Annotated in this window: 17 protein-coding genes; 9 read left to right on the top strand and 8 right to left on the bottom strand. The window is 67.6% G+C overall.

Translation table 11 applies throughout. The annotated features are described in order from the left end of the window. Window positions 1–2 precede the first annotated feature (2 nt). Together GGQ59_RS08875 and GGQ59_RS08870 are read right to left on the bottom strand one after the other, a co-directional pair. Window positions 3–1,292 (bottom strand): homoserine dehydrogenase, encoded by a 1,290-nt coding sequence (locus tag GGQ59_RS08875; protein ID WP_183817678.1) that lies wholly within the window; start codon window positions 1,290–1,292, stop codon window positions 3–5. Between the two features lie 68 nt (window positions 1,293–1,360). Then, window positions 1,361–1,795, bottom strand: a complete 435-nt coding sequence (locus tag GGQ59_RS08870) for a hypothetical protein (protein WP_183817676.1) — start codon at window positions 1,793–1,795, stop codon at window positions 1,361–1,363. An 87-nt stretch (window positions 1,796–1,882) separates the two neighbouring features. On the opposite strand from GGQ59_RS08870, the gene GGQ59_RS08865 reads away from it, so the two are divergent. Then, window positions 1,883–4,012, top strand: coding sequence for a PHA/PHB synthase family protein (locus GGQ59_RS08865; protein WP_183817675.1), 2,130 nt, complete (start codon window positions 1,883–1,885; stop codon window positions 4,010–4,012). A 240-nt stretch (window positions 4,013–4,252) separates the two neighbouring features. Here the strand turns inward: GGQ59_RS08865 and GGQ59_RS08860 are convergent, their stop codons facing one another. Both GGQ59_RS08860 and guaA read right to left on the bottom strand, forming a co-directional pair. Then, on the bottom strand, window positions 4,253–5,011 hold the full coding sequence (locus tag GGQ59_RS08860; RefSeq protein ID WP_183817673.1) for a DUF1499 domain-containing protein: 759 nt from the start codon (window positions 5,009–5,011) through the stop codon (window positions 4,253–4,255). Continuing rightward, the gene (gene guaA / locus GGQ59_RS08855; RefSeq protein WP_183817671.1) at window positions 5,008–6,591 is read right to left on the bottom strand and encodes a glutamine-hydrolyzing GMP synthase; all 1,584 of its coding nucleotides are present in this window, start codon (window positions 6,589–6,591) and stop codon (window positions 5,008–5,010) included. Before guaA ends, GGQ59_RS08860 begins: the two co-directional genes overlap by 4 nt. A 189-nt stretch (window positions 6,592–6,780) precedes the next feature. On the opposite strand from guaA, the gene rpsF reads away from it, so the two are divergent. Genes rpsF through rplI form a run of 3 tightly spaced genes read left to right on the top strand, consistent with a single transcriptional unit; the run spans window position 6,781 to window position 8,014 of the window. Further along, window positions 6,781–7,152, top strand: a complete 372-nt coding sequence (gene rpsF / locus GGQ59_RS08850; protein WP_183817669.1) for a 30S ribosomal protein S6 — start codon at window positions 6,781–6,783, stop codon at window positions 7,150–7,152. A 4-nt stretch (window positions 7,153–7,156) separates the two neighbouring features. Then, window positions 7,157–7,384 (top strand): 30S ribosomal protein S18, encoded by a 228-nt coding sequence (gene rpsR, locus GGQ59_RS08845; RefSeq protein ID WP_183817667.1) that lies wholly within the window; start codon window positions 7,157–7,159, stop codon window positions 7,382–7,384. A gap of 3 nt (window positions 7,385–7,387) precedes the next feature. Beyond that, complete coding sequence (gene rplI / locus GGQ59_RS08840) at window positions 7,388–8,014, top strand: 50S ribosomal protein L9 (RefSeq protein WP_183817665.1); 627 nt, start codon at window positions 7,388–7,390, stop codon at window positions 8,012–8,014. A 59-nt stretch (window positions 8,015–8,073) separates the two neighbouring features. On the opposite strand, the gene GGQ59_RS08835 is transcribed toward rplI, so the two are convergent. After that, on the bottom strand, window positions 8,074–9,066 hold the full coding sequence (locus GGQ59_RS08835; protein WP_183817663.1) for a sensor histidine kinase: 993 nt from the start codon (window positions 9,064–9,066) through the stop codon (window positions 8,074–8,076). Between the two features lie 113 nt (window positions 9,067–9,179). Next, window positions 9,180–9,476 carry a hypothetical protein gene (locus GGQ59_RS08830; protein ID WP_183817661.1) on the bottom strand — a complete coding sequence of 99 codons (297 nt, stop codon included), beginning with the start codon at window positions 9,474–9,476 and terminating at the stop codon, window positions 9,180–9,182. 141 nt (window positions 9,477–9,617) lie between these two features. Between GGQ59_RS08830 and GGQ59_RS08825 the strand changes: the two genes are divergently transcribed. Beyond that, complete coding sequence (locus GGQ59_RS08825) at window positions 9,618–10,568, top strand: LysR family transcriptional regulator (RefSeq protein ID WP_183817659.1); 951 nt, start codon at window positions 9,618–9,620, stop codon at window positions 10,566–10,568. Window positions 10,569–10,626: 58 nt separating this feature from the next. Here GGQ59_RS08825 and GGQ59_RS08820 read toward each other — a convergent pair whose 3' ends face one another. Continuing rightward, window positions 10,627–11,070 (bottom strand): phasin family protein, encoded by a 444-nt coding sequence (locus tag GGQ59_RS08820; RefSeq protein WP_183817657.1) that lies wholly within the window; start codon window positions 11,068–11,070, stop codon window positions 10,627–10,629. A gap of 324 nt (window positions 11,071–11,394) precedes the next feature. On the opposite strand from GGQ59_RS08820, the gene GGQ59_RS08815 reads away from it, so the two are divergent. After that, on the top strand, window positions 11,395–12,723 hold the full coding sequence (locus tag GGQ59_RS08815) for a D-alanyl-D-alanine carboxypeptidase family protein (RefSeq protein WP_183817655.1): 1,329 nt from the start codon (window positions 11,395–11,397) through the stop codon (window positions 12,721–12,723). A gap of 76 nt (window positions 12,724–12,799) precedes the next feature. Here the strand turns inward: GGQ59_RS08815 and GGQ59_RS08810 are convergent, their stop codons facing one another. After that, on the bottom strand, window positions 12,800–13,081 hold the full coding sequence (locus tag GGQ59_RS08810; RefSeq protein WP_183817653.1) for a DUF2312 domain-containing protein: 282 nt from the start codon (window positions 13,079–13,081) through the stop codon (window positions 12,800–12,802). A 160-nt stretch (window positions 13,082–13,241) separates the two neighbouring features. Between GGQ59_RS08810 and GGQ59_RS08805 the strand changes: the two genes are divergently transcribed. The 3 genes from GGQ59_RS08805 (at window position 13,242) to GGQ59_RS08795 (ending at window position 15,823) form a co-directional block, all read left to right on the top strand. Then, complete coding sequence (locus tag GGQ59_RS08805) at window positions 13,242–13,505, top strand: DUF7218 family protein (RefSeq protein WP_183817651.1); 264 nt, start codon at window positions 13,242–13,244, stop codon at window positions 13,503–13,505. Next, on the top strand, window positions 13,502–14,365 hold the full coding sequence (locus tag GGQ59_RS15435; protein ID WP_183817649.1) for a DUF924 family protein: 864 nt from the start codon (window positions 13,502–13,504) through the stop codon (window positions 14,363–14,365). The genes GGQ59_RS08805 and GGQ59_RS15435 overlap by 4 nt, the downstream gene beginning before the upstream one ends. A gap of 150 nt (window positions 14,366–14,515) precedes the next feature. Continuing rightward, window positions 14,516–15,823, top strand: a complete 1,308-nt coding sequence (locus GGQ59_RS08795; protein ID WP_183817646.1) for a DEAD/DEAH box helicase — start codon at window positions 14,516–14,518, stop codon at window positions 15,821–15,823. The last annotated feature ends 62 nt before the right edge of the window (window positions 15,824–15,885 follow it).

The following is a 15,885-nucleotide window of genomic DNA, read 5'->3' as shown; positions in this document are numbered from 1 at the left end:
CCTCAGAAGTAGGATGCGTCCGCTATCGGGAAGGCCGAGAAGGGCCCTGCGACCGGTCCCGCATGAGGAAGCGCGCCCTGCGCCGCGCTGAACATCGCCGCCGTGCAGGGATGGGTCGTGATGACGAGGTCCTGCGCGCCGTTCGCGCGGGGGCGTTGCGCGACGGTATCGATGCTGACCCCGTGCTCTCCGAGCGTGCTCGCGATGACCGCGAGCGCGCCGGGCTGATCTTTCAGGGGGACGCGAAGGTAGTAGGCGTTGACGAGTTCCGTCGCCGCGTCGCCGGCCAGGTTCTGAAGACGGTCGACCGGGCTCGCATAGACCGGTCCCGTCGCGCCCCGCGCCAGGGTCACGAGGTCGGCCGCCACCGCCGCGGCGGTCGCCATGTCGCCGGCGCCCGGGCCGGTGAAGCCGACGCGGCCGATGGGGTCCGCGTCGATGATGAAGACGTTCTCGGGGCCTTGCGCGCGGGCCAGCGGGCTCGTCGCGGCGATCAGCGCTGGGCAGACCCTGAGCGCCATTCGCCCGTCCACGACGGTCGCGGTCGCCAGGAGCTTGATACCCATGCCGAGCTTCGCGGCCTCGGCGAGGTCCTCGGCAGCGACGCCGTCGATCCCGGTCGTCTCGACGGCGTCGAGCTCGACCCGGCTGTCGAAAGCGAGGGTCGCGAGGATGGCGAGCTTGTGCGCGGCGTCGATGCCGCCGACGTCGAAGCTCGGATCCGCCTCGGCGAAGCCGAGACGCTGCGCCTCGGCCAGCACCTCGTCAAAGGGCTCGCCGGTCTCGGCCATGCGGCTCAGCATGAAGTTGCAGGTGCCGTTGAGGATGCCGGCGATGGTCTCGACCTGGCAGGCGCCGAGGCCGTCGCGGATACCGCGAATGACCGGCGTCCCGCCGCCCACGGCGGCCTCGTAGCGCAGCGCGGCGCCCGTGCGCTCGGCGATCTCGGCGAGTTCGAGGCCGTGAGTCGCGATCAGCGCCTTGTTGGCGGTCACGACGTCCTTGCCCGCCTCGAGCGCGGCGGTGACCGCCGCCCGCGCCGGCCCCTCGGCGCCGCCCATCAGCTCGACGAAGACGTCGGTGGTGTCGGCCCGCGCCATCTCGACCGCGTCGTCGAACCAAGGATAGTCCTCGATCGGCACTGCACGCTTGGCGTTCCGGTTGCGCGCGGTGACGCCCGTCACTTCGAAGTGCACGCCCTGACGGGCGAGGCGCTTGTCCTCCGCGATCAGGCGAAGAAGGCCGCCGCCGACCACGCCGAGGCCGGCGATGCTGAGGCGTAAAGTCTTCACGGATAATCCCTCGTCACTCGTCTCGGGGTCGGTCTAACGAGCCGGGGGCGCCTTGGGAACGTCTGCCCTCACCGAGCTTCTGGCAAAGCGATGGGAGCCTGTGCGTCGAAGGCGCGGCGGTCCCGTGCGACGGCGCTTCGCAAGGACTGGCCCTCGGCTCGAAGCGCCTCGGTCGAGGGCGGCGTGCTCGCGCGGTCGCGCAGGCGGCGCAGGGCCTCCGCCTCGGCTTCGAGCGCGGCCGTGTCGTCGGCGACCTCCCTCGCGCTCGGTATGTCGGTCGCGCGGGCCGGGACATCGGAGAGGTCGGGAAAACCGCGCTCTCGTCCAGCCTCGACTCGCGCCTCGCGGCGCTCTTCGATCGACGCGGTGCGGTCTAGGGCGTCCCGGTCGCCTTCATAGTCGGCTCGGGTCAGCGGCGGTCCGTCCGCGGGGGCGGGCGGCGTGTCCGTCGCGCAGGCGCAAAGCAGCGAAACGGAAACCAAAACGACACGCCGGACTGGCATCAACCCTCGCGAAGCGCGCGTTCGCGCCTTAAAGCTGGCGCGAGACCATAACGCGGGCGGAGCCGCGAGCAAGAAGGGCGAGCCCCGATGGCCGACACGAGCAAGCCGAAGACGCAGAAGACTCATCGCGCGCCCAAGTCCGCCCCGGAGGCAGGAAAGAACGCGGCAGCGAAGAACGCGCCTGCGAAGAAGGCTGCGTCGACCAACGCTGCCCAGAAGAAAGCCGCCGCGCCTGCCAAGGCGCCCACGCCCAAGAAGACGGCTCCCGCCAGCGCCGCGAAGCCGCGCGCAACCAAGGCCGCCGCCGCGCCGACGTCCAAACGCGCGGCCCCTGCGAAGAGCCAAGCGAACGAGGGGTCGCCGCCCTCCCCCGAGCCTGTCCCCGCGCCTTCGCCCCTGGCGTCGCCGAAGCCTGCGAACGATCCTTACCGTCAGGCGGCACGCTTCGCCGAGACCGTGGCCGACGTGAACGCACGGGCGCAGAACGTCATGCGTGAGGTCGCGAGCCGGGCCGCCGAACGCGGACCGCGGACGCCGGACCCGCATGCCGATCCCCTCAACGTGACCGAAGCGGCGGCCGAGGTCGGCGCCGCCCTCGCCGCCGACCCTGTGAAGCTCGCCGCGATGCAGATGGAGCTCTGGGGCGACTACATGCGCCTCTTCACGAGCGCCGCGGAGCGGATGTCCGGCGGCGCGACCGAGCCCGTCGCCGAGGCCGCCGCCACCGACAAGCGATGGCGCCACCCCGCCTGGTCGGACAACCCCGCCCTCGACTTCGTCAAGCAGAGCTACCTCCTGATGACGCGCTTCGTGGACCGGGCGATCGGCTCGGCCGAAGGCGTCGACGAGGCAACGCGGCGGCGCGCACACTTCCATGCCGATCAGTTCATGGCGGCCTTCTCTCCCACCAACGTGCCGGGCCTCAACCCGGAAGTCGTCGAGGAGACCATCAATTCGGGCGGGGAGAACTGGACGCGGGGGCTCAAGAACTACCTCGCCGACCTGGAGCGCGGGCACGGCGAGCTCGCGATCCGTCAGGCCGACATGGAGGCCTTCGAGGTCGGCGTGAACGTCGCGACGACGCCCGGCAAGGTCATCTACCAGAACGATCTGATCCAGCTCATCCAGTACGCGCCGACGACGAAGGAGGTCGCGAAGCGCCCCCTCGTCATCTTCCCGCCCTGGATCAACAAGTTCTACATCTTGGACCTTCAGCCCGAGAACAGCTTCATCCGCTGGGCCGTGGACCAGGGGCGGACCGTGCTCGTCGTCTCCTGGGTCAATCCGGGTCCGGAGCTCCAGGACGTCGCCTTCCCCGGCTACATGCGCAAAGGCGTCTACGCCGCGCTCGACGCGGCGGAGGCCGCGACGGGGGCGGACGAGTTCGACGCCATCGGCTACTGCATCGGCGGCACCCTCCTCGCCGTCTCGCTCGGCCACATGGCGGCGACGGGCGACGAGCGGATCAAGACGGCGACCTTCTTCACGGCGCAGACGGACTTTTCCGAAGCGGGCGATCTCAAGGTCTTCGTCGACGACAAGCAGCTCGCCGCGATGGAGCGGCAGATGGACGCCGCGGGCGGCGTGCTCGAGGCCTCGGCCATGGCGCGCACCTTCAACATGCTGCGCCCGAACGACCTCATCTGGCAGGCCTTCGTCGACAACTACTACCTCGGCAAGGCGGCGAAGAAGTTCGACCTTCTGTTCTGGAACGCCGACGCGACGCGCATGACCAAGGCGTGCCAGCTCTACTACCTGCGCAACTTCTACCGCGACAATGCGTTGGCGGCGGGCACGCTGGAGGTGGAGGGGGTCCGGATCGACCTGTCGAAGGTGACGATCCCGACGCTGTTCCAGGCGGGCGAAGCCGATCACATCGCCCCTGCCCGCTCGGTCTTCCGTTCGGCCAAGATGTTCGGGGGGGCGCCCCGCTTCCTGCTCGCAGGTTCCGGTCACATCGCAGGCGTCGTGAACCCGCCGGCGAAGAAGAAGTACCACTACGCCGCCTCGGACACATCCCCGGGCGCGAAGGGCGCCGAGACGCTCGACGAATGGGCGGCGCAGGCGTCGCGATGCGAGCACAGCTGGTGGCCGTATTGGGACCGATGGCTGACGAAGAACTCGCCCGGCAAGGTGGCCGCCCGGCAGCCGGGCGGCGGCCGATTGACGCCGTTGGAGGATGCGCCCGGATCCTTCGTCCGGGTTCGCTCAGAGTAGATATCTCGTTTACAGTCCCTTAACCTCTATGACCACAATGTGAGTCGCAGGGGTATAAAGGGGCTTTGGACGATGGAAACGGCGTCTTCGAATTCAAAGACTCGGCAGCTCTTCTTGAAGCTCGCCAACACGGATCACCGCCGCAGCCTTACCGCCGAGCGGATCTTCCGTCAGCTTCGTCAAGAAGAAGACGCTCGCCAGCGCCGCGCCGCCGAGGCGTAAGGCCGCCGCATCCTGCGTTCAGGATGACGCTTCGACGATCCGTTCGCTGATCGCCCGGATGCGCTCGGCGTTCGCGCCCACGTCCGACCGTCCGATCCGCGACTTCGAGCGGATGTCCACCACCGTCGCGATGCCGTGCGCGTCGATGAGGCGGACGACGACATCGTCCTTGAATCCGAACCAGCGCGTGGTGGCGACCGCTTCGATCCGTCCCTCGGCCGGTACCGTCGCGACGAGGTCCAGCCCTTCGCCGCGAAGGGCTTTGACGACGATCGGAAAGGCCTCCGCATAGGGACGCTCGATGATCAACGTCTTGACGTCGGGATAGGCTTCGAGCTGCTGCGCCGTCTGTCCGGGGTCGTACGCGGCGGGGTTCGGTGCCCCCTCACGCAGCGGCAGGATGGCGACGAAGGCGGGCGGGTTCTGCGTGTCCGTCGAGATGTCGTGGATCGGCGGCACGGTTCCGGCCTTCTGGCGAAGCAGCGTCGGTCCCATCCCCATGCCGATGGCCGCGACGCCGACGAGGACGCCCACGAGACCTGCGAAGACCGTCCGTCCCCAAAGCATCAGCGCCCCGCCGAAGAGCGCCGCCACGCCGCCGGCGAGGAGGAAGGGAACGATCCAGGAGAACGAGCCGAAGACGATGCCGAGGCCCAGAAGGCCGGTGCGGAAACCGAGCGTGAGAACGGCGTAGATCACCACGGGCGCGAGGCCGAGCAGAACCAGGACGAGCCCATCCCTGCCTAGATCGCGGCGCGACCCTCTCGTCTCGCTCATTCCCATTCGATCGTTCCTGGCGGCTTGGAGGTGACGTCGTAGACGACGCGATTGATGCCGCGGACCTCGTTGATGATGCGGGTCGACACGCGGCTGAGGAAGTCGTGCTCGAAGGGGTAGCTGTCGGCGGTCATCCCGTCGGTCGACGTCACGGCGCGAAGCGCCAGCACCCAGTCATAGGTCCGCTCGTCGCCCATCACGCCGACGGTGCGCACCGGGAGGAGGACGGAGAAGGCCTGCCAGATGACGTCGTAGAGGCCCTCTTCCCGGATCATGTCGAGGTAGATCGCGTCCGCCTCGCGCAGGAGGTCCGCCTTCTCCTTCGACACGGCGCCCGGGATGCGGATGGCGAGGCCCGGCCCCGGGAAGGGGTGGCGCGACACGAAGGCATCCGGCAGGCCGAGCTCGCGGCCGAGCGCCCTCACCTCGTCCTTGAAGAGTTCGCGCAGGGGCTCGACGAGGCCCATGTTCATGCGCTCGGGCAGGCCGCCGACATTGTGGTGCGACTTGATCGTGACCGACGGGCCGCCGTCGAAGCTGACGCTCTCGATCACGTCCGGATACAGCGTTCCTTGGGCGAGGAAGTCCGCGCCGCCGAGCTTCTTCGCTTCCGCCTCGAAGACGTCGATGAAGGTCTTACCGATCGCCTTGCGCTTCGCCTCCGGGTCGTCGAGCCCGTCGAGGACGGACAGGAAGGTCTCCTCTGCCTGCACGTGAACGAGCGGGATGTTGTAGTGGTTGCGGAAGAGCTCGACGACCTGCCGCCCCTCGTCCTTCCGCATCAGGCCCGTGTCGACGAAGACGCAGTGCAGCTGATCGCCGATCGCCTCGTGGATGAGGACGGCGGCGACCGCGCTGTCGACGCCGCCGGACAGGCCGCAAAGGACGCGGGCCGAGCCCACCTGCTCACGGATCTTCGCCGTCATCTCCTCGCGGAAGGCGGCCATGGTCCAATCGCCTGAAAGCCCGCAGATCTGCCGCGTGAAGTTCGACAAGAGCCGCGCGCCGTCGAGCGTATGCACGACCTCGGGGTGGAACTGCACGCCGTAGAAGCCGCGAAGCTCGTCCGCGATCGCGGCGCAGGGCGCGGAAGGCGTCGTCGCGATGGGGTGGAAGCCTTCGGGCAGGCTGATGACGCGGTCGCCATGGCTCATCCAAACGGGGTAGGCCCCGCCGGTGGTCCAGACGCCTTGGAAGAGCGCGGAGGACTGCGCCACCTTCACCTCGGCCCGGCCGAACTCGCGGTGGTCGGCCGTTTCGACCTCGCCGCCGAGCTGATCGACCATGACCTGCTGGCCGTAGCAGATGCCCAAGACCGGCACGCCCGCCTCGAAGACGATCTGCGGCGCGCGCGGGCTTTCCGCCGTCTTCACCGAGGCCGGGCCACCCGACAGGATGATGCCGCGCGGGGCGAACTCCGCGAGCAGCGCCTCGTCGACGCGGTTGAAGGGGTGCACTTCGCAGTAGACGCCGTCTTCGCGAAGCCGCCTTGCGATCAACTGCGTCACCTGGCTGCCGAAGTCGACGACGAGGACGCGCTCGTGCTGCGCATGGACTTCGGGCGCGAGAATCTCGGTCATGGGTCCTGTTAAGCCGCCCCGTGCAGCGCAGCAACGGGCGATGTCCGCCTTGCGTGCGAGCCCCTCTTACGCTAGCCGCCCGCCTTCGAACGGCGGTCCGCTGCACTCGGGATGGTCCCACCGCAGCGCGAGCCGAAGGCGGCAGGGTGCCCGACCCTCAACCGTCTCCGCCGTCAGACGGGAGCAGACATGCCTCTCTACGAGCACGTCTTCATCGCGCGCCAGGACATCAGTCCCGTGCAGGTGGAGCACCTCACCGAAGAACTGCAGGAGATCATCCGCGAGAACGGCGGATCGATCGAGAAGACCGAGTATTGGGGTCTTCGCAACCTGCAGTACAAGATCAACAAGAACCGCAAGGGCCACTACAGCCTGATGAACATCACCGCGGCGCCCGAAGCCATCCAAGAGATGGAGCGCCAGATGCGCATCAAGGAAGACATCCTGCGCTTCATGACGCTGCGCGTCGAAGAGCACGACGAAGAGCCCTCGCCGGTGATGTCGCGCCGCGACCGCGACGAGAGCCGCCGCCGCGACAACCGCGACCGGGACCGGAGCTAAGCCCATGGCCAAGACATTCTTCCGCCGCCGCAAGTCCTGCCCGTTCTCCGGCGCCGACGCGCCGACGATCGACTACAAGGACCCCAAGCTGCTCGGTCGCTACGTGTCCGAGAAGGGCAAGATCGTCCCCTCACGCATCTCGGCCGTCAGCCAGAAGAAGCAGCGTGAGCTGGCCCGCGCGATCAAGCGTGCGCGCTTCCTCGCCCTCCTGCCCTACGACTCGACGGAGTAAGCGATGCAAGTGATCCTACTGGAACGCGTCGAGAAGCTCGGCGGGATCGGTGACGAGGTCGCCGTCAAGGACGGCTTCGCCCGCAACTACCTCCTGCCCCGCCGCAAGGCGCTGCGGGCCAACGAGGCGAACCGCAAGGTCTTCGAGGCGCAGCGCGCCGACATCGAGAGCCGCAACGCCGAGGCCCGCGAGAAGGCCGAGAACCTGTCGAACTCGATCGCGGACAAGACCTTCGTCGTCATCCGCTCGGCGTCCGACATGGGCCAGCTCTACGGCTCGGTCTCGGCTCGCGACATCGCGGAGGTCGCGACGACCAAGAAGCTCAAGCTGCAACGCAGCCAAGTGCTTCTGAACCAGCCGATCAAGGAGCTCGGCATCTTCCCCGTCCAGGTGCGCCTGCACCCGGAGGTGACGATCGACATCAAGATCAACGTCGCCCGCACGCAGGAAGAGGCCGAGCGCCAGGAGCGCGGTGAGAACGTCCTCGCCCGCGAGGAAGAGCAGATCGAGCGCGTCACCGGCACCGGTGACTTCGGCTACGGCGATGACCGTCCCCGCACCGAGGGCGGCGCCCAGACCGGCGAAGAGGGCAACGAGCCCCCGGCCGAGACGGAAGCCGAAGCCGTCTGAGCCGCGAGCGCTTCGACGACATGGAAAGGCCGCCCTCGGGCGGCCTTTCTTCGTTCTGGTCAGGCCCCCTCGGGCCTCGGCGGCAGGACGAGACAGCAGACCGTGCCCTGCCCCGCGCCCTCCGACGTCATGGTGAGCGAGCCGCCTAGCTGCTGCGTCAGCTGCCGTACGAGGCGGAGGCCGAGGCTGCGTGCCGTCTCGAGCGAGAAGCCGTCCGGCAGGCCCTCGCCGTCGTCCGCGACGCGGACGGTGAGCCCGCGATCGTCCGTGCGGCGCACCATGACGGCGATCGTCCCAGACCGGCCGCCCGCGAAGCCGTGTTCCACCGCGTTGGCGACGAGTTCGGTCAGGATCAGCACGATGGGAACGCTGCGTTCCGGCGCCAAGGTGACGCCCGCCGCGTCGACCTCGCTGCGCACGGCGTCGTTCAGGCCCGCCGTCTGGATCACCTCGTCGCAAAGCTCGTGAAGGAAGCTGTCCAGCGGCACGCTTTGGCCGGCCGGGTCGTGAAGCCGCCGGTTGATCTTCGCGACGAGCGACAGCTTGGTCGCGGCCTCGTCCAGGATACGGCGCGCGGTCGGATCCTCGACTCCGCCCCTCTCCAGGCGCAGCAGGGCCGAGACGACGGCGATGTTGTTCGAGACGCGGTGCTGCAGCTCGCGGAACATGGTGTCTCGAGACTCGGCGAGCGTCCGCGTCCGCTCTCTTTCCTCGTCCAATCGGTGCAGGGCGCCCTTCATCGCGTGAATGATGACGATGTCGATGGCGACGATGAAGACGTAGAAGGCGAGCGCCAACGCGCCCTGCGCGCCGAGCGTGAAGCTCGAGAACTCCGGAACGAAGAAGTACCAGGCCGCTACGCCGCAAGCGAGCGCGAGGACGCTTCCCGGTCCCGCGCCGCAAACGAACGCGGTCAGGATGACCGCCGGAAAGAAGGTCAGGTACGGAAAGCCGGGCGGCAGATCCTCGCTGATCACGAAACGGACCGCTAGGGAGACGCCGAAGGCCAGGACGGCGAAGCCCCAACGGAAGACGCCTGAGCGTCTTGTCAAAGCGAGCCTTGCGAGGAGACGTAACACGAACGGAACCTTCCCCCTCGAAGGGGGAAGGGATAGCGACGACAAGACGCTAGGCCAACCCGTCAGGGCGGACTTGGTGTCAGCGCTCAGCGCGCTGCGGTTCTGGTCTGATCCTCTGCGAGGACGACCTCGACGACGTCCCGGCGCTTCATCTTGCAATCGAGTTCGATCGTTTGGTCCGGGCCGACCACCTTCAGCGTCAGGACGCGATTGCGATTGCCCTTATCCGAGACGAACCGGAACGAGCTCGCGTCGGTGGCAGCGACGAGACCGGCCTCGGTCGCCTCGGCGGCGCAGGCGCGAATGTCTTCCTGAATGTCGGCGGCGGCGGCGGCGACAGGCAGCATGAGGGCGAGCGGGAGGGCGAGGAATACGGGGCGCATAGCAACTCCAATCTTTCGATGCCCAAGCTATGTGCAGCGCAAAAATGTTTCAAATCGATCATAGATAGAGGGATTATCAGTGCGCCTTATCGATGTAAGAAGGTGTCATTAACGAAGGCTGGGGAGAGCGAGGGCGCGCTTATGTCCGAACGTCGGTTGGAAGGTCTCGATCTCAACCTCGTTCTCACCCTGCACTGGCTCCTCACGGAGCAGAGCGTGTCGCGGGCGGCTGGGCGGTTGGGCGTGTCCCAACCCGCCGTCAGCCACGGCCTCAAGCGGTTGCGGGAGCTTTTCGGTGACCCCCTGCTCGTGAAGTCCGGCAAGGTCATGCGGACCACTCCGAGGGCGGACCGGATGAAGCCGCAGGTCTCGCAGCTGGTCGCCGGGATGCGGGACCTCTTCCAGACAGAGGCGAACTTCGATCCCGCCGCGGCGACCGGCCGGTTCAGGGTATCCGCCTCGGACAACTGTGCCGTCTTGGTGGCTCGCGCGTGGGCGAAGGTCGTCGCGCCTCTAGCGCCGAAACTTGCCCTCGACGTGGTCGCGATCGACTTCCCCGTCGCTCAAGACCTCATCTCGGGTAGCGTCGATCTGGTCATGATGCCCGAGGTGCGATTCCTGACGCCGCCACCAGGCCTCGACCTCGACCAGTTCGTTCACAAGCCGCTCTGTCACGAACCGTTCCGGACCGGCGTGCCCGACAGCTCGCCCCTCGCTGGCCGCCCGCTTACCCTGCAGGCGTTCCTGTCCGAGCCGCATGTCCTCGTGAATCCGGAAGGCGCGTCTCTTGGCGTCGTGGACGAGGCGCTTGCGAAGCGAGGGTTGTCTCGCCGCATCGCCTATCGCGCCGAGAGCTTCCTCGCCGCGGCGGCGATCGCCCGGTCGACGGGCTGCATCCTGACCGCGCCCGCCTCGACCTTCCTCGCCCTGCCGGAGGGGTTCGAGGTCGGCCCACCCCCGATCGACGTCGAGGGTTTCGGGCTCGTGACCGGATGGCATCCGAACTGGACGGCCGATCCGCGTCATCGCTGGCTGCGCGAACGGCTGACGGAGGGCCTCAACGCTGTCATCGGCCAGGAGCGGCCGAAATGAAGAAGGCCCCGGCGGGGGTCCGCCGGGGCCTTCTTCGAAACTCTTCGGCAGTCGCGCCTTAGCGGGCCTGCATCGTGTCGACCATCACGCTGTATCGCTTGGAGATCGGCTGCGCCGCTTCGCGAACGGTCGAGATCATCATGTCCGAGACCTTGTTGGTCTGGCTGATCTGCTGCTCGAACGCGTCGCGCACGATCTGGCTCTGGGTCTCGAAGAACTCTTGGGGGCTCTTCGCCTTGGCGAGCGTCTGCATGCGCTCGGAGCCGGCTTCCATCTGCGACTTCGCGAAGGCCATGTTCTCTTGGCCGATCTTCTCGAAGCCCTTCGCCATGGTCGTTAGCGAGGACATGAAGGCTTCCATGTTCTCTTGGCCGAGGCTGCCGAACTTCGACATGCCCTGCGTCAGACGCTCGACACCGTCATTGGCGGCAGCGGCGGCGCTGCTGGTTGCGTCTTGGGTGGTCTTCGTCGCGTCGTCGGCGACCTTCTTGGTAGCGCTCATTCGTCTCTCCTTAGCGGTCCCTGTCCGCTCCACGCTTAAAGACACCGGACGAGTCCGATGTTGCGGTGCATCAAATACGGGGTGCGGATTCCCGCGTCAAGAGATTTTGTGCAATGCAACATGCATCCTGAACGCGAGTTCAGACAGCTGCTTTTCCGCCCCTTGGCACGCTTCGTGAAACGATGAGAGGCGTCGTCGTTCAGACCCTCTTAACCGTTCCTAGAGGAAGGAGGGCTAACCCCAGATGGCGGGTTTTACAGGTTATCACGGCGGCGTTACCGTGTAACAACCACAAACGGGCAAGTACGAAGGGCGGTGGAATTTATGGCGGTTCGGCGCACACTTAGGGCGTTCATCCTTGGCCTGATCATCGCGTTAGGCGCGATCCTTCCGACCGCTGCGAGCGCCAACTCGAAGTACGCTGCGCTCGTCGTTCACGCCGATACCGGCGATGTTCTCTTCGACCGCTACTCGGACGAGGCGCGCTACCCGGCTTCGCTGACCAAGATGATGACCGTCTACCTGCTCTTCGAAGCGCTCGAGGAAGGCGAGGTCTCTCTCGACGACAAGTTGGAGGTCTCGAAGCGGGCCTCCCTCCAGCCCGCATCGAAGCTCGGCCTTTCGCGCGGCTCGACGATCACCGTCGAAGAGGCGATCGAAGCGCTCGTCATCAAGTCCGCCAACGACGCCGCCACGGTGGTGGCCGAACACCTCGCCGGCAGCGAAAGCAAGTTCGCCGGTGAGATGACGGCCAAGGCCCGTGAACTCGGCATGCGCCGGACGACCTTCCGCAACGCCTCGGGCCTGCCCGACTCGCGTCAGGTCACGACCGCCAACGACATGGCCGTGCTCTCGCGCCGCCTCATCCAAGACTTCCCTGACCGCTTCCACTACTTCCAGCAGAAGAGCTTCGAGTGGAACGGCCGGACCTACCGTTCGCACAACCGGGTCATGCTGACGCTCGATGGCGCCGACGGCATGAAGACGGGCTACACCCGCGCCTCCGGCTACAACCTCTCGACCACGATCGAGCGAGACGGCAACCGCCTCATCGGCATCGTCCTCGGCGGCCGTAGCTCCGCGACGCGTGACCGGCACATGAAGGACATCCTGAACGCCGCCTATGTCGAGCTGAAGCGGAAGCCCGACCTTCTCAACCCGATCCTCCTCGCGGCGCCGACCCCGCGCCTGAAGCCCGGGGTGGCGGCCGCGGCCATTGCGGTCGCGGCGATCGAGGAGGAAGCCCAGCCGATCGTCGTGGCGAGCCTCGAGACGCCTTCCGTCGCCGCCGATCTCAACCTCGAATCCCTCAAGGTCGCTATCGACTCCGTCGCGAACGACGACCGGGCCCTCGACGAGGCGGTGATCGGCGAAGGCGACGCGGAGCCCGCCGACATGCGGGACTGGGTCGTCCAGGTGGGCGCCTACACCCGTCAGTCGCAGGCCATGGAACGCATCAAGGCGGTGCAGCAGATCGCCTACACCGTGCAGCCGAACGTCGGGCGCGAGGTCAACATCGCCCCCCGCCGCGGCGCCGACGTCTATCGCGCCCGCTTCACCACCCTGACGGCCTACGAGGCCGAAGCCTTCTGCGGCACGCTCAAGAAGAAGGGCGAGGACTGCATCGCCCTCCGGTCCGAACCCGCAAACTGAGCGCTGGCCCCGCCAGACAGAGAAAGGCCCCGGCGAGCGATCGCCGGGGCCTTTCTCTTTCGGCAGTGAAGAACCGTCAGCCCTTCGCGCCGACCGCACCCATGTAGAGCTCGAGCAGCGATTCCATCTCCTGCCGGTCGGCATGGTTCATCTTACGCAGGCGAATCACCTGGCGCATGATCTTGGTGTCGAAGCCTTCGCCCTTCGCCTCGGCGTAGACTTCCTTGATGTCTTCCATGACCGCCTGCTTGTCCTCCTCGAGGCGCTCGATGCGCTCGATGAGCTGACGCAGGTGGTCGGCGGCAACGCCGCCCGCCTGGTTCGCGATGTCCTCGAAGCTCTGCGCCCCGTCCGCCATGACCTGCCCTTTTCGTGAACTGAAAGAAGGCCGATTCGACCGTCAGGACGGCGTTCGAGCAAGCGAGCCTTTTCCCCATTTGGTTAATCGTCGAGACCGGCCATCGGGAACGTCCGCCCGCGAACGCCTGTTTCCCTCGCAGCGACCAAGGAGGCTTCCGATGACCAAGGATCATGGCCCGCAGGTTAAGGACGACGAGACCTACGAAGCGCTGCGAGATCAAGGCGCCTCGAAGCGGAAGGCCGCCCGCATCGCCAACGCGAAGGCGAACTCGGACATGCACCCGTCCGAACGCGGCGGCCACGGCAAGCGCTACGAGGATCGGACGAAGGACGAGCTGTACGAGGAGGCCCAGCGCGTCGGGATCGAGGGGCGCTCGGAGATGAGCAAGGACGAACTGATCGAGGCGCTGCGGAACTCGTGAGCCGGCCGCACAGGGAACCGGGGCCGGACCACCCTATCGACGTCGCGCCGGCCGCCGGGCTCACGCGCGCCGTGTCGCCGAACGGGCGTGTCATCGCGGCGAGTAGCGACGCCCTGATGCTCTCCGAGGCCGACTACCCGGCCGTCACTTACTTCCCTTCCGAAAGCGTCGATCCCTCGGCGTTGACGCCCACCGCGACGAAGACCTGGTGCCCCTACAAGAGCGAGGCATCCTACGACGCCGTCCTCGGCGTCCCGGACAAAGCCTGGCGGTACTACGATCCTTCTCCTGCCGTGGCGCCGATCGCAGGGCATGTCGCCTTCTATCCCGACGCCGCGGAGAGCCGATGGCAGGCCCTGCCGACCCTGCCGGGTGAGGCCGAGGAGGTCCTGCGCTTCTGGTTCGACGAACTCCCGCCCGAAAAGCACTTCGCTCAGGACGACGAGATCGATGCGGCGATCCGGCAGCGGTTCGCCGATCTGCACGCCGAAGCCTCGAAGAGCGGGCTCGATTGGGCCGGATCCCCACGGGGCGCACTCGCCGTTCTCCTTCTTCTCGACCAGTTCTCGCGAAACCTCTTCCGCGAGAGCCCCCGCGCCTTCGAGAACGACGCCGCCGCTCTGGACCTCGCCCGCCGCTTGGTGGCGGACGGCTTCGACCTCGCCCTGCCGAGGGCTGAACGCGCCTTCGTCTACCTGCCCTTCATGCATTCGGAGCGGATGGAGGACCAGAACGCCTGCGTGGCGCTCTATCGGGACCGCCTGCCCGGCTCGATGAACCTGCCCTTCGCGCTCGAGCACCGCGAGGAGATCCACCGCTACGGGCGTTTCCGCGGACGGGACGCCGCCCTGGGTCGATAGGCGCTTGCATAACGCCGCGGGGACGCGCACATGCGGCAGCGCAGCAGCGTGCTGTCGGGTCTTAGCGCCTGACGCCTGCCCACCCTTCCCGAGGCCGCTCCCGCACGCGGGCCGCCTCGCCCCGGATCGTCCGGGCACCCGAAAGCATCCATGACTCAATTCAAAGACCTCGGCCTCGCCGAGCCTCTCCTGCGCGCGCTCGCGGCGGAGGGACACACCGCGCCGACGCCGATCCAGGCCCAGGCCATCCCGCCGGCGCTCGAAGGCCGCGACGTCCTCGGCATCGCGCAGACAGGGACCGGCAAGACGGCCGCCTTCACCTTGCCGATCCTGCACTACCTGGCGACGACCAAGACCCGTTGGCAGGCCAAGCAGCCCCGCGCCCTCGTCCTCGCTCCGACGCGCGAACTCGCCGTACAGATCGAGGAGCGCACGCTCGCCTACGGCAAGGCGATGCGGGTTCGTACCGCGCTGGTCATCGGCGGCGTGCCGCAGAACCGGCAGAAGCGCGCGGTCGCCGGCGGTGTCGACGTGCTCGTCGCGACCCCCGGCCGCCTCGCCGACATGATGGAGCAAGGCCTCGTCGACCTGTCCGCGACCGAAGCGCTGGTGCTCGACGAGTGCGATCAGATGCTCGACATGGGCTTCGTCAAGGCGGTGCAGCGCATCCGCCGCGCGATGCCGAGCCGCGTGCGGACCTTCCTCTTCTCCGCCACCATGCCGAAGGAGATCGAACGGCTCGCCGCCGAGATGCTGACGGACCCCGTCCGCGTCTCCGTCACGCCGGTCGCCAAGACCGCTGACCGTGTCGAGCAGTCCGTGCTCCTGGTGCCGAAGTCCGGCAAGATCGACGCGCTGACCCAAATCCTCCGAGAGGACGACGTCACCCGCGCGCTCGTCTTCAGCCGGACGAAGCACGGCGCCGACAAGATCGTCAAAGCGCTCGCCGCGAGGGGCATCGAGGCGGGGGCCATCCACGGCAACAAGGCGCAGAACGCCCGGCAGCGGGCGCTGAACGCCTTCGGTGACGGTACCCTGCCCGTCCTCGTCGCGACCGACATCGCGGCGCGCGGCATCGACGTCTCCGGCATCAGCCACGTCGTCCAGCACGACCTGCCCGAAGTGCCCGAGGCCTACGTCCACCGCATCGGCCGTACGGCCCGGGCGGGCCGCGAGGGCGTCGCGGTCGCCTTCTGCTCCGCCGACGAGGTGCCGCTGCTTCGCGCGATCGAGAAGCTGACCCGACAGTCGATCCCCGTCGCCGAAGGTTCCGTCTCGGTCGAGGAACTCGGGCCACCGCAGCCCAAGGAGAAGCCTCAGCACCGCAAGGGCCAGAACCGACGAAAAGCCACCGCCCCGCGCGGCGCTGCGCCCAAGCCGGCTGGCGCGAAGGCCAACCAAGGGAAGCCCGGACAACGCCGCCGCAGGCGTCCGAACGCCAAGGCACAGGGCGCCTGAAACGCAGCGAAATTTCGGCGAACACAGGCCTTGCGTCCGCCGCCAGGCGCCGCCATAAGCGC

Source organism: Parvularcula dongshanensis, assembly GCF_014199615.1.
Taxonomy (GTDB): domain Bacteria; phylum Pseudomonadota; class Alphaproteobacteria; order Caulobacterales; family Parvularculaceae; genus Parvularcula; species Parvularcula dongshanensis.
This window is presented reverse-complemented; position numbering and strand designations above follow the sequence as displayed.

Bases quoted from the DNA above. Each gene is read 5' to 3' on its own strand.
- GGQ59_RS08795 (WP_183817646.1), top strand. From the start codon at position 14,516: ATGACTCAATTCAAAGACCTCGGCCTCGCCGAGCCTCTCCTGCGCGCG.
- rplI (WP_183817665.1), top strand. From the start codon at position 7,388: ATGCAAGTGATCCTACTGGAACGCGTCGAGAAGCTCGGCGGGATCGGT.
- GGQ59_RS08810 (WP_183817653.1), bottom strand. From the start codon at position 13,081: ATGGCGGACGGGGCGCAGAGCTTCGAGGACATCGCGAACCAGGCGGGC.
- rpsF (WP_183817669.1), top strand. From the start codon at position 6,781: ATGCCTCTCTACGAGCACGTCTTCATCGCGCGCCAGGACATCAGTCCC.
- rpsR (WP_183817667.1), top strand. From the start codon at position 7,157: ATGGCCAAGACATTCTTCCGCCGCCGCAAGTCCTGCCCGTTCTCCGGC.
- GGQ59_RS08825 (WP_183817659.1), top strand. From the start codon at position 9,618: ATGTCCGAACGTCGGTTGGAAGGTCTCGATCTCAACCTCGTTCTCACC.
- GGQ59_RS08805 (WP_183817651.1), top strand. From the start codon at position 13,242: ATGACCAAGGATCATGGCCCGCAGGTTAAGGACGACGAGACCTACGAA.
- GGQ59_RS08815 (WP_183817655.1), top strand. From the start codon at position 11,395: ATGGCGGTTCGGCGCACACTTAGGGCGTTCATCCTTGGCCTGATCATC.
- GGQ59_RS08820 (WP_183817657.1), bottom strand. From the start codon at position 11,070: ATGAGCGCTACCAAGAAGGTCGCCGACGACGCGACGAAGACCACCCAA.
- guaA (WP_183817671.1), bottom strand. From the start codon at position 6,591: ATGACCGAGATTCTCGCGCCCGAAGTCCATGCGCAGCACGAGCGCGTC.
- GGQ59_RS08865 (WP_183817675.1), top strand. From the start codon at position 1,883: ATGGCCGACACGAGCAAGCCGAAGACGCAGAAGACTCATCGCGCGCCC.
- GGQ59_RS08860 (WP_183817673.1), bottom strand. From the start codon at position 5,011: ATGAGCGAGACGAGAGGGTCGCGCCGCGATCTAGGCAGGGATGGGCTC.
- GGQ59_RS08870 (WP_183817676.1), bottom strand. From the start codon at position 1,795: ATGCCAGTCCGGCGTGTCGTTTTGGTTTCCGTTTCGCTGCTTTGCGCC.
- GGQ59_RS08830 (WP_183817661.1), bottom strand. From the start codon at position 9,476: ATGCGCCCCGTATTCCTCGCCCTCCCGCTCGCCCTCATGCTGCCTGTC.